This is a genomic window from Nonomuraea sp. NPDC003727 (genome assembly GCF_053586935.1).
In genome coordinates this window covers 308,692-320,301 of sequence record NZ_JBSFNE010000006.1, presented here as the reverse complement: position 1 = coordinate 320,301, position 11,610 = coordinate 308,692, and the positions used below count along the sequence as shown (strand labels likewise).

The 11,610-nt window shown below is 72.7% G+C and carries 10 protein-coding genes; all 10 read left to right on the top strand.

The window, feature by feature from the left end:
* The first annotated feature begins 2 nt into the window (after positions 1-2).
* The 10 genes from ACWDLG_RS17885 (at position 3) to ACWDLG_RS17840 (ending at position 11,578) form a co-directional block, all read left to right on the top strand.
* A complete protein-coding gene (locus ACWDLG_RS17885; protein ID WP_449921443.1) occupies positions 3-869 on the top strand; it encodes a dihydroorotate dehydrogenase electron transfer subunit in 867 nt (288 codons plus the stop codon).
* Positions 859-1,836, top strand: a complete 978-nt coding sequence (locus tag ACWDLG_RS17880; RefSeq protein WP_354910215.1) for a dihydroorotate dehydrogenase — start codon at positions 859-861, stop codon at positions 1,834-1,836. The genes ACWDLG_RS17885 and ACWDLG_RS17880 overlap by 11 nt, the downstream gene beginning before the upstream one ends.
* Positions 1,833-2,522, top strand: a complete 690-nt coding sequence (gene pyrF / locus ACWDLG_RS17875) for an orotidine-5'-phosphate decarboxylase (protein WP_354910218.1) — start codon at positions 1,833-1,835, stop codon at positions 2,520-2,522. The genes ACWDLG_RS17880 and pyrF overlap by 4 nt, the downstream gene beginning before the upstream one ends.
* Before the next feature lie 465 nt (positions 2,523-2,987).
* Complete coding sequence (gene mihF / locus ACWDLG_RS17870; RefSeq protein WP_183658973.1) at positions 2,988-3,311, top strand: integration host factor, actinobacterial type; 324 nt, start codon at positions 2,988-2,990, stop codon at positions 3,309-3,311.
* A gap of 138 nt (positions 3,312-3,449) precedes the next feature.
* Complete coding sequence (gene gmk, locus ACWDLG_RS17865; RefSeq protein WP_354910528.1) at positions 3,450-3,986, top strand: guanylate kinase; 537 nt, start codon at positions 3,450-3,452, stop codon at positions 3,984-3,986.
* Positions 3,987-4,010: 24 nt separating this feature from the next.
* On the top strand, positions 4,011-4,280 hold the full coding sequence (gene rpoZ / locus ACWDLG_RS17860; RefSeq protein ID WP_449921108.1) for a DNA-directed RNA polymerase subunit omega: 270 nt from the start codon (positions 4,011-4,013) through the stop codon (positions 4,278-4,280).
* Between the two features lie 7 nt (positions 4,281-4,287).
* Positions 4,288-5,487: a bifunctional phosphopantothenoylcysteine decarboxylase/phosphopantothenate--cysteine ligase CoaBC gene (coaBC, locus tag ACWDLG_RS17855; protein ID WP_449921105.1), complete on the top strand. Its 1,200-nt coding sequence runs from the start codon at positions 4,288-4,290 to the stop codon at positions 5,485-5,487.
* Positions 5,488-6,162: 675 nt separating this feature from the next.
* Positions 6,163-6,531, top strand: a complete 369-nt coding sequence (locus ACWDLG_RS17850; RefSeq protein WP_354910222.1) for a hypothetical protein — start codon at positions 6,163-6,165, stop codon at positions 6,529-6,531.
* Between the two features lie 129 nt (positions 6,532-6,660).
* Entirely contained in the window at positions 6,661-7,848 is a 1,188-nt protein-coding gene (gene metK / locus ACWDLG_RS17845; RefSeq protein ID WP_354910224.1) for a methionine adenosyltransferase, read from the top strand.
* A gap of 976 nt (positions 7,849-8,824) precedes the next feature.
* Positions 8,825-11,578: a primosomal protein N' family DNA-binding protein gene (locus ACWDLG_RS17840; protein ID WP_449921101.1), complete on the top strand. Its 2,754-nt coding sequence runs from the start codon at positions 8,825-8,827 to the stop codon at positions 11,576-11,578.
* Positions 11,579-11,610 lie beyond the last annotated feature (32 nt).

Sequence of the window (11,610 nt, the reverse complement as noted above, 5' to 3'; positions counted from 1 at the left end):
GTCTGGCCGGGACTCCGGTGCAGGTGACTGGCACGGTGCTGACCACGCGCCGGGTCGACGCCTACCATGCGCTGACCGTGGTGGCGCCCGGCGTCGCCGAGCGGTTCCGTCCCGGCCACTTCGTCTCGGTCGCCGTCGGGGGGCCGCGCACCTCGATGGTGACCAGGCGCGCGCTGTCCATCCACGACGTCAGCCCCGACTACGGCGGCACGGTGGAGCTCGTCTTCACCGCCACCGGCCCCGGCACGTCGTGGCTGGCCGAGCGGCGCGCCCGTGACACGCTCGACCTGGTGGGGCCGCTGGGGCGGCCCTTTCCGCTGCCCCGCGACCCCGCCGTCTGCGTGCTGGTCGGCGACGAGTACGGCGCGGCGCCGCTGTTCCCGCTGGCCGACGCGCTGATGGAACGCGGCTGCCGCATCGACTTCGTGCTCGGCGCGGCCTCGGCCGACCGGGTGTTCGGCGCGATGCGGGCCCGCAGGATGGCCGAGACCACCACCCTCACCACCGAGGACGGCTCGCTGGGCCTGCGCGGCAAGGTGACCGACGTGCTGCCGTCCGTGATCGCCGACACGCGCGCCGACGCCATCTACGCCTGCGGGCCGATGGCGACGCTGCGCCAGGTCACCGCGGTCGCCATCGAGTTCGACATCCCCGTCCAGGTGGCGGTCGAGGAGGCCATGGCCTGCGGCATCGGGATCTGCATGACCTGCGTGCTGCCCGTCATCGGCGACGACGGCGCCACCAGGATGGTGCGCGCCTGCGCGGAGGGTCCTGTGTTCAGAGGCGAACGCGTGCGGTTCGAGGACGTGGGAACGATCCCGTTCGACGCGCTCGGCGCCCCCGGCGGTGGAGCGCGTCATGTCGGTTGACATGCGGACCTTCCTGGCCCACGTCGAGCTCGCCAACCCGGTCACGACCGCGGCGGGTTGCGCGGGCTCGGGCAGGGAGCTGGCCCAGTTCTTCGACCTGCACCGTCTCGGCGCGCTGGTCACCCGGTCGATCACGATGGCCCCGCGGGCGGGCAGGCCCACCCCGCGGATGGCCGAGACGCCCTCGGGCATGCTCAACGCCGTGGGCCTGCAGGGGCCGGGCATCGACGCCTTCCTCGAACGCGAGCTGCCGTGGCTGGCCCAGCGCGGCATCAAGACCGTCGTCTCGATCGGCGGCGGCACCGTGGCCGAGTACGCGGCGTTGGCCCGCCGGCTCACCGACGCGCCCGGCGTGACCGCGATCGAGGTCAACCTCGCCTGTCCCAACATCGAGGACCGCGGCCGGGTCTTCGCCCGCGACGGCGGCGCCGCCGCCGAGGTGATCGCCTCGGTGCGCTCGGTCATGCGCTACGACGTGCCGGTGGTGGCCAAGCTCTCGCCGGACGTGGCCGACGTCGTCGCGGTCGCCCGCGCCTGCGTCGACGCGGGGGCCGACGCGCTCTCCATGATCAACAACCCGCTCGGCATGGCCATCGACATCGACGCGCTCAAGCCGTCCCTCGCCGCCGGCACCGGAGGGCTGTCCGGGCCGGCGATCCTGCCGCTCGCCGTACGGTGCGTGTGGCAGGTCCACGCCGCCATCCCCGGCGTGCCCATCATCGGCGTCGGCGGCGTGGCCAGCGGCCACGACGCCCTCCAGCTCGTCCTCGCAGGCGCCTGCGTGGTCGGGGTGGGCACGGCGCTGTTCCACGACCCCTACGCCTGCCTGCGCATCGAGCGCGAGCTCGAGGAGCTGCTGGCGGCCAGGGGATTCCACCGCCTGGCCGACGCCGTCGGCCTGGCGCACCGGCCACCGGGCAGCGCCGCCCGGCACCTGCTCGTCGACTCCGAGGAGAGTTCGCTGTGACGCCCGCACCCATCGCCGTCGCCCTGGACGCACCAGACCTGGAGACCGCGGCCCGCTGGGCTTCGCTGGTGACCCCCCATGTCAGCACCGTCAAGGTGGGCCTCGAGCTCTACCTGCGCTACGGACCCGACGTGATCGCCTCGGTGCAGGGGGCCAGTGGCGTACGGGTCTTCCTCGACCTCAAGCTCCACGACATCCCCAACACCGTGGCCGGGGCCACAAGGGCCGTGGCGCGGCTCAAGCCCGCCATCCTGACCGTGCACGCCGCCGGCGGCCCCGCGATGATCCAGGCGGCCGTGGAGGCCGCTCCGCACACCGAGATCGCGGCGGTCACCGTACTCACCTCGCTGTCGGCCGCGGACCTCGCCGCGATCGGGATCGCCGGCTCGCCCGAGGACGCGGTGCGCCGCCTGTCGGTGATGGCGGTGGAGGCGGGCGCCAAGGCGCTGGTGTGCTCGCCGCACGAGGTCGCCGGCGTGCGCGCGGCCGTGGGGCCGGACATCACGCTGATCACCCCGGGTGTACGGCCCGCCGGCGCCGACAGCCAGGACCAGGCGCGGGTGGCCACGCCCGAGCAGGCGCTGGCCGACGGTGCCGACCTGCTCGTCATCGGCCGCCCGATCACCGGCTCGGCCGACCCCGGCGCCACGGCGGCCTCGATCGCCGCGTCGCTCCGACGGTCATGATCATCTCTGGAACGGCCGCCTGGGTCAAGTCCACGTCCGCCCCGTCCGTCACATCGCTCGCAGAAGGCTCTTCCGGCCCTGCTGTCGCCTCCGTCCCGACAGTCTGGCCGGCCGCGTCCTGACGCGACCCTTCACCGGGCGATCGACGCGAGGGGCGCGAGGTGTCCGAAACCCCGGCAGGGCCGCCGAATCGGGTCTTCGGCTGTCCGTAAAGTACGGGTCAGGAAGGGGTGTCGGGACCGGTTTCTGTGATCATGATCGCATTCGCGGCGACCCGGTTGACGAACGCTGAAAAGCGCGAAGTAGGGGCATTTTGATCAGCACAGTGTAGCGGTGTGACTTCACAGAGTGAAGAAGTGGACTTTATGGTGAGAGAAACGGCGCTTGACGTTGCTAACGACGTCTTGACCAGCTAGTTTCCCTTGCCGTCCGAGTACATCGCAAAGAAATTCGAGGTGACCCGGCGTGGCTCTTCCTCCCCTGACCCCTGAGCAGCGCGCCGCAGCCCTTGAGAAGGCTGCCAAGGCCCGTAAAGAGCGTGCCGAGGTCAAGAACCGTCTCAAGCACGGCGCGGTTTCTCTGGCTGAGGTGCTCAAGGATGGGCAGACCGACGACGTCATCGGCAAGATGAAGGTGTCGGCTCTGTTGGAGTCGCTCCCCGGCGTGGGCAAGGTCCGCGCCAAGCAGTTGATGGAGCGGCACGCTATCGCCGAGTCCCGCCGCGTGCGGGGTCTCGGCGCGAACCAGAGGGCTGCCCTCGAGCGCGAGTTCGGTGGCAACGAGGGCTAACCTCGGTACCACACGAAATCGCGGGTTCGACGGGGGTACGAGGTGACCGACAGGTCCTGGTCCGAAGGTGAAGGCACGGATCGTGGAGGTTTCGTTCCCCCAGGTGGCGGCGCGCGCCAGCGCGGCGCCACCAGGCGGCTGACGGTCCTTTCCGGGCCGTCGGGCGTCGGCAAGTCCACGGTCGTCGCCGAGCTCCGGCGGGCACACCCCGAGGTGTGGCTGTCGGTCTCGGTGACCACCAGGAAGCCCCGCCCCGGCGAGACCCACGGGGTGGAGTACTTCTTCGCCGACAACGACGAGTTCGACCGGCTCATCGCGGCCGGCGAGCTGCTGGAGTGGGCCGAGTTCGCGGGCAACAGGTACGGCACGCCGAGAAAGGCCGTCCTCGACAAGATCGCGGCGGGTGTGCCCACCCTGCTGGAGATCGACCTCCAGGGCGCCCGGCAGGTGCGTGAGAGCATGCCGGAGGCGCTGCTGGTCTTCCTGGCCCCCCCGACGTGGGAGGAGCTGGAGAAGCGGCTGCGGGGACGCGGCACCGAACCCGAGGACGTCATCGCCCGCCGCCTGGAGGCCGGACGGATCGAGATGGCGGCCGAGAAGGAGTTCGATACCACGCTGGTGAACACGAACGTCCAGGACGTATGCCACAGGCTGATAGCCTTGATGACCGCATAGCATTCCGACGAGAGGTCTGACAACGTGGCAGGCATTGCCCCGACGGCCGAGGGCATCACCAACCCCTCGATCGACTCGCTGCTCGACATCGTCGACAGCAAGTACTCGCTGGTCATCATGGGTGCCAAGCGCGCCCGCCAGATCAACGCCTACTACTCCCAGCTCGGCGAGGGCCTGCTGGAGTACGTCGGCCCCCTGGTCGAGACCCACGCGCAGGAGAAGCCCCTGTCGATCGCGCTTCGCGAGGTCTCCGAGGGTCTCCTCAACGCCGAGCCCATCGAAGGCGCGGTCTGACCCTTCCATGAGGGTCGTCCTTGGCGTCAGCGCGGGCATCGCCGCCTACAAGGCTTGCGAGCTGCTGCGCCTGTTCACCGAGTCGGGCCATGAGGTGCGGGTCGTGCCGACCCGCGACGCGCTGCGGTTCGTGGGCGAGCCCACGTGGGCGGCGCTGTCCGGGCACCCGGTGACCACCGACGTGTGGGACGGCGTGCACGAGGTGCCCCACGTACGGCTCGGCCAGCAGGCCGACCTCGTCGTGGTCGCGCCGGCGACCGCCGACGTCCTGGCCAGGGCCGCCCACGGCCTGGCGGGCGACCTGCTCACCAACACGCTGCTCACCGCCCGGTGTCCCGTGGTGTTCGCACCCGCGATGCACACCGAGATGTGGGAGCACCCGGCGACCCGGGCCAACGTCGCCGTCCTGCGCGAGCGGGGGGCCATCGTCATCGACCCCGCCGTCGGCCGCCTCACCGGCGCCGACACTGGTCCAGGCCGGCTGCCCGATCCCGCGGAGATCTTCGAGATCTGTCGCCGCGTCATGGCCGGCCGTCCACGCGACCTGGCGGGACGCAAGGTCGTCATCTCGGCCGGCGGCACCCGCGAGGCCCTCGACCCCGTCCGCTACCTCGGCAACCGCTCCTCCGGGCGGCAGGGATACGCGCTGGCCCGCACGGCGGTCGCGCGCGGCGCCGAGGTGACGCTCGTCGCGGCCAACGTCTCGCTCGGCGACCCGGCGGGCGCCAAGGTCGTCAGGGTCGAGTCGGCGATCGAGCTGCGTGACGCCGTGCTGTCGGCCGTGGCCGACGCCGACGCGGTCGTCATGGCGGCGGCCGTGGCCGACTTCAGGCCCGCCGTGCGCCACGACTCCAAGATCAAGAAAACGTCGGCCGAGCCCGAGCCGATCGACCTGGTCAAGAACCCCGACATCCTCGCCGAGCTGGGCGAGCGGCGGCGCGCGGCCGGGCCCGGCGCGGGGCCCGCGGTGATCGCCGGGTTCGCGGCCGAGACCGACGACGTGCTGGCCAACGGCAAGGCCAAGCTCGCCCGCAAGGGATGCGACCTGCTGGTGGTCAACCAGGTGGGCGAGGGGCTGGCCTTCGGCACGCCCGACAACGCCGCGGTCATCCTGGCCGCCGACGGGTCCCAGGTCGAGGTCGGGCGCGGGCCCAAGGAGGACCTGGCCGACGCCGTATGGGACCTGATCGCCGCCCGCCTCTCCTGACCCGCCGCCCGCTTGACAGGGACGGCACGCGCGCTCGGGTGTGACCCTGTGAGGGTGACGGCACCCGCGGTGCTTCGCCACGTCCCCGCGCCCGGATCCGGCCCGCGGTAGCCGCACGCTCGTACGCGGATGTGGTGGCGCTCCGCCGGCCTCGCCACCCCCGCCCAGCTCCATGCCCAAGCGCGCCGGGACCCCGGGGCAGGCGCGCCGGATCCCGGGGGTTCCTGGGCGCTCGAATCCCGTGGTTCTTGCGCGCTCGAAGTCGGGCGTCGCTGCCCGCTTGAGTTCCCGGCGTCCCTATCTGCTTGAGCACCGGGCGTCCCTGCATGCTTGAGTCCCGGGCGTCCCTGCGTGCTTGGGCTCCCGGGCGTCCCTGCGTGCTTCAGCCCCGGGCGTCCCTGTCTGCTTGACCCCCGGGCGTCCCCGCGTGCCCGAAGCGGCTCCGGCGGCCCGTGACCGCCGCGTTTCGAAGGAGGGCTGGGCTCGCCGCTGCCCCGGGTGGCGCGCGTGGCCCCGCCGGGCCGTACCGCGAGACCGGCGCGGGGCCGCTGCTCCCTCGGCGCGCTTGGCCCCCGGGGCGCTGACCTTCGGGAAGCGACATGGGCGGTTACCTGATCACCTGTTGCGGCGTCCCCCGCCGCCTGCCAATACTGAGGGTCGGCGAGGGGGGATGGGATGCCGGTGACGTCGGCTGTCAGGGATCGCTGCAGGGCTCTGCTGCGCCAGGGGGAGGAGATCCGCTATGTCTTCCCCGCGCTCTCGATAGGCCCGCCCGGCGTCGCCAACTTCCTCATCGTCGTCACCGACCAGTCGGTGTCCGTCCTGGCCACCAGGACGCTGAGGAACGACCGGCCGGTGTCGCTCTACGCCGCCTTCCCCCGTGCCACCAGGCTCGGGCCGATCACGATGGCGCCCAGCCCGGTCATCCAGGTGGGCCAGATGTTCTTCGAGTTCGAGGAGGAGTACGCCGCGGTCGTCGCCGCGGCCGACGCCGAGGTGTTCGAACCCGACACCCTGCCCCACGATCCGCTTCCCTACCTATGACAAGCGGCAGAATGGGAGCAGTTTCGCGGCACACGGGCATGTCGGGCTACACTTCGGCGATGGCCCCGGCGTGCCCTGCCCGCCCGAGCCACACCACCGTCAGCAGCCGCTGCATGAGGAGCCACTGAGTTGTCACGTCGCCTGTTCACCTCCGAGTCGGTCACCGAAGGCCACCCGGACAAGATCGCCGACCAGATCAGTGACGCGATTCTCGACGCCATGCTCAAGGACGACCCCAGGTCCCGGGTCGCCGTCGAGACGCTGATCACTACCGGCCAGGTCCACGTCGCAGGCGAGGTGACGACCGAGACCTACGTCGACATCGCCGGCGTCATCCGCGAGAAGATCCTCGAGATCGGGTACGACGCCTCCCACAAGGGCTTCGACGGCGCCTCCTGCGGTGTGTCGGCCTCCATCGGCGCCCAGTCGCCCGACATCGCCCAGGGTGTCGACGACGCCTACGAGCACCGTGTCGAGGGCGATGTCGACGAGCTCGACCGTCAGGGTGCCGGCGACCAGGGTCTGATGTTCGGCTACGCCTGCCGCGAGACGCCCGAGCTGATGCCGCTGCCGATCACGCTCGCGCACAGGCTCGCCCGTCGCCTGTCCGAGGTGCGCAAGTCCGGCCTGGTGCCCTACCTGCGTCCCGACGGCAAGACCCAGGTCACGATCGAGTACGACGGCGACAAGCCGGTCCGTCTCGACACGGTCGTGGTCTCCACGCAGCACGCGGCGGAGATCGACCTCAAGGAGATGCTGACGCCCGACATCAAGGAGCACGTGGTCGACTACGTGCTCGCCGGGATCGACATCGACACCGAGGGCTACCGGCTGCTGGTCAACCCGACCGGCAGGTTCGAGATCGGCGGCCCCATGGGCGACGCCGGCCTGACCGGCCGCAAGATCATCGTCGACACCTACGGCGGCATGGCCCGCCACGGCGGCGGCGCCTTCTCCGGCAAGGACCCGTCCAAGGTCGACCGCTCGGCCGCCTACGCCATGCGCTGGGTCGCCAAGAACATCGTCGCCGCCGGCCTGGCCGACCGGGCCGAGGTCCAGGTCGCCTACGCCATCGGCAAGGCGGAGCCGGTGGGCGTCTTCGTCGAGACGTTCGGCACCGAGAAGGTCCCCGTGGAGAAGATCCAGGAGGCCGTGACCCAGGTGTTCGACCTGCGTCCCGCCGCGATCATCCGCGACCTCGACCTGCTGCGCCCGATCTACTCCGAGACCGCCGCCTACGGCCACTTCGGTCGTGAGGGCTTCTCGTGGGAGTCGACCGACCGCGCCGCCTCCCTCCGCCAGGCCGCCGGCCTCTGACGGACGCCCGCTTCCGGGCCGCCGGTCTTCCGGCCCCGGACGCGGTCGTTCCTCGCGCCGCGGGTCCGCCGGTCGCGGACCCGCCTTCGCGGTGCGGGGCGTGGGCTCCTCTGGTCGGGCGTGCCATCGCGTGGTGGCGCCGTCCAGTGCGTCGCGGGACGTCCTCCGATGATCGGACCGTCTCGCGTCACGGCGCGCCGTCTCGGACCGTCTGGCGTCACGGGGTGCCGGTTCCGGATCGGATCGTCTGGCGTCATGGGTTCCGGTCCCGGATGGGATCGCCTGACGTCATGGGGTGCCGGTCTCGGGCCGGATCGTGTGGCGTCATGGGTGTCGGTCCCGGATCGGGTGTTTCGCGACAGTGGTGCCGGTCTGAGATCGGAGTGCTTCGCATCACGCGAGGCGCGGCCGTCCAGTGTGCTCTTGCGCCGATGTGACGCGCGAGGGACGTCGATCTCCGGCCGGTCGGCGTTGAACGTCGACGGGAGGCCGCCGGTCTACACCGGTGGAGCGTGGGGACCGTCGACTCCCGACCGGTCGGTGTTCGTCATCGGGCCGCGGGGACTGTCAGTCTCCGGCGGCCCGTTCGCGTCTCAGCGCCCCGGAGGACAGGGATCGCGCCTGGGCGGCTGGTATCGGCAACCTTGGGGCCGCCGGCTCCCGGTGAGCGGCTGTCGGGTCGCTTGAGGTCGCCGACTCGTGGTCAGGCCGGTCGTCGGTTCGCTTGGGGCCGGTGGTTCGTTGGAGCGGCTGTCGGGTCGCTTGGTGCGGCCTCCGGTGCGGTCGCTCCCGCCGGGGAGTAGCCGCAGGCATCGTGGGTCTTCCACGGCCGGTTTCCGGCACGACCACGTGCGGCTTGGGTTGTTCTCCTGATGATGCCGCACTCCAGCAGGGGTGCGGCCGTGTCGTCGCAGGGCGGGTTCCGCGTCCGGCGCGAGCCGACCGGCGGGTGCGCCGCATCTGGTAGACGTAGTCTGTGACCGACTCCGACGACGCCCTTCTGCCCCTCGAGGCTGTACGACCCGCGGAGTCGGCCAAGCGCGACCTGGGCGCCCCTGTGGCGGCCGCTGAGCTTCCCGTGGCCAGGGTGGTGGTCGACAGCCCGCTGCCGCATCTCGACAGGCCGTTCGACTATCTGGTGCCCGAGACGATGGATCGTGACGCCGTGCCCGGGGTGCGGGTGCGGGTGCGGTTCGCCGGCAAGCTGGTCGACGGGTTCCTGGTGGAGCGCCTGGCGGGCAGCGAGCACGAGGGGCGGCTGATGGCGCTCGAACGCGTCGTGTCGCCCGAGCCGGTGCTCACGCCCGAGATCGCCGGGCTGGCGCGCGCCGTCGCCGACCGCTACGCGGGGACGATGGCCGACGTGCTGCGCCTCGCGATCCCGCCCCGGCACGCTCGCGTGGAGTCCGAGCCCGCGGCGCCCGCCGTCCGGGGCAGGAAGGCGGACCCGGCCGCTCCAACGGCGGCCACGTCGACCGGTTCCGCATCCCCGGGAACCGACGACCTCAGCAGCCCGGCGGCGGCCATGACGACCGGTTCCGCCACTCCGGCGGCCGACGACCTCGGCGGCCCGGCGGGGGCCACGATGACCGGCCCTGCGACCCCGGCAGACGACGACCTCGGCGCCAAGGCGGCGGCCCCAGGAGGCGACCTCGCCGCCCCTGCCCGAGCCATGGCGAGCGAGCCACTCGATGCCGCCACGGCCACGCCCGGCGGCCCCGTCGACCCGGTCGGGACCATGGCGAACGGCCCCGTCACGCCGGCACGGGAGGCGGCGAGCGACTCCGCCTACCCCGCCACGGCGAGCGACTCCGTCGACCCCGCCACGGCGAGCGACTCCGTCGACCCCGCCACGGCGAGCGACTCCGTCGACCCCACCACGGCGAGCGGTCCCGTCATACCTATCAGGGGCGCGGCGAGCGACTCCGTCGACCCGGCCAGCGCCACGGCGAGCCGCCCCGTCGACTCGGCCACGGCCACGGCGGGCGGCCCTGTCATGCCTACCAGGGGCGCGGCCGGCGGTCCCGCCGTTGCGGCGAAGGAGCCGCCAGCGGACCAAGGCGCCGGAGGCGACGCGACGCGGGACGATCCCACCAGCGGCGACCACCCGGATCGCCCATCCGGCACCGGGGCGGGAAACGGGAGCGCCTGGGATCCGTACCCCATGGGCGCCTCCTTCCTCGACGCCCTCGCCAACGGCAGGTCGCCGCGAGCCGTCTGGAGCGCCCTGCCCGGCGGCGTCGGCTGGACCCGTCCCGTGGCCGAGGCCGTCAGGGCGACGCTGGACGGCGGCAGGGGCGCGGTCGTCGTCGTCCCCGACGGCAAGGACGTCACGCTCGCCGACCAGGCGCTGTCCGACGTGCTCGGCCCCGGCAGGCACGTCGCCCTCACCGCCGACCTCGGTCCCGCCGAGCGCTACCGAAGGTGGCTGCGCGTGCTGCGCGGCCAGGTGAGGGCGGTCGTCGGCACCAGGGCGGCGATGTTCGCCCCGGTGGAGAAGCCTGGCCTGCTGGTCATCTGGGACGACGGCGACGACCTGCACGCCGAGCGGCTGGCCCCCTACCCGCACGCCAGGGAGGTGCTGGCGCTGCGCGCCCACCGGACGGGTGCGGGCATGCTCATCGGCGGTTACTCCCGTACGGCGGAGTCCACCCAGCTCATCGCCGCCGGGTGGGCCAGGCCCATCGTGGCGGGCAGGCAGGCGATCAGGTCGGTCGCGCCGCGCGTACGGCCCGCGGGGGAGGACGGCGAGCTCGCCAAGGACCAGGCGGCGCGCGCCGCCAGGCTGCCCAGCCTCGCCTGGCGGGCCCTGCAGCAAGGGCTTGCCGACGGGCCCGTGCTCGTGCAGGTGCCGCGGCGCGGCTACCTCCCCTCGCTGGCCTGCCGTACGTGCAGGGCGCCGGCCAGATGCGTACACCCGCCGACCCGCGCGACGATCACGGGGGAGCAGCTGTGTCACGGGCCGCTGGCGCTGCGCGGCGGGCACGCGGCGCCGTACTGCCGGTGGTGCGGGCGGATCGCGGGCGACTGGCGCTGTCCCACGTGCGGTGACAGCAGGATCCGCGCCTCGGTGGTGGGCGCCCGGCGCACCGCCGAGGAGCTGGGGCGCGCCTTCCCCTCGGTTCCGGTGAAGACCTCGGGACGCGACGGCGTGCTGGCGACGGTGGGTCCGGGGCGCGCGCTGGTGGTGGCCACGCCGGGCGCCGAGCCCGTGCCTGAGGGCGGCTACGCGGCGGCGGTGCTGCTGGACGGGTGGGCGATGCTGGGCAGGGCCGACCTGCGGGCCGCGGAGGAGGCCGTGCGGCGCTGGATGAACGCCGCCGCGCTGCTGCGGCCGCGGGCCGAGCTGGTGGTGTTGGCCGACGCGGCGATGCCGGCCGTCCAGGCGCTGCTGCGCTGGGACCCGGTCACCCACGCCGAGCGGGAGCTGGCCGAGCGGCGCGAGCTCGGCTTCCCTCCCGCGGTACGCATGGCGACGCTCACGGGCACGCCGGCGGCGGTCAGGGAGATGCTCGGCGAGGTACGGCTGCCGCCGGAGGCGCAGGTGCTCGGCCCCGTCCCGGTGGAGACGCGGCGCGCCGAGGGCGAGCAGGAGCGCGCGATGATCCGGGTGCCGAGAGCCCTGGGGCAGCAGTTGGCAACGGCGTTGAAAGGGGCGATGGGGGTGCGTGCGGCACGTAAGGCGCAGGAAGTCGTGAGGGTAAGTGTTGACCCTCTCGACCTGATATAGCCCGTTTCCCCGATTCGCGCGGGCGTAGGTAA

Excerpts from the sequence above, each read along its gene's own strand:
- ACWDLG_RS17880 (WP_354910215.1), top strand. The coding sequence starts at position 859 with ATGTCGGTTGACATGCGGACCTTCCTGGCCCACGTCGAGCTCGCCAAC.
- coaBC (WP_449921105.1), top strand. The coding sequence starts at position 4,288 with ATGAGGGTCGTCCTTGGCGTCAGCGCGGGCATCGCCGCCTACAAGGCT.
- ACWDLG_RS17850 (WP_354910222.1), top strand. The coding sequence starts at position 6,163 with ATGCCGGTGACGTCGGCTGTCAGGGATCGCTGCAGGGCTCTGCTGCGC.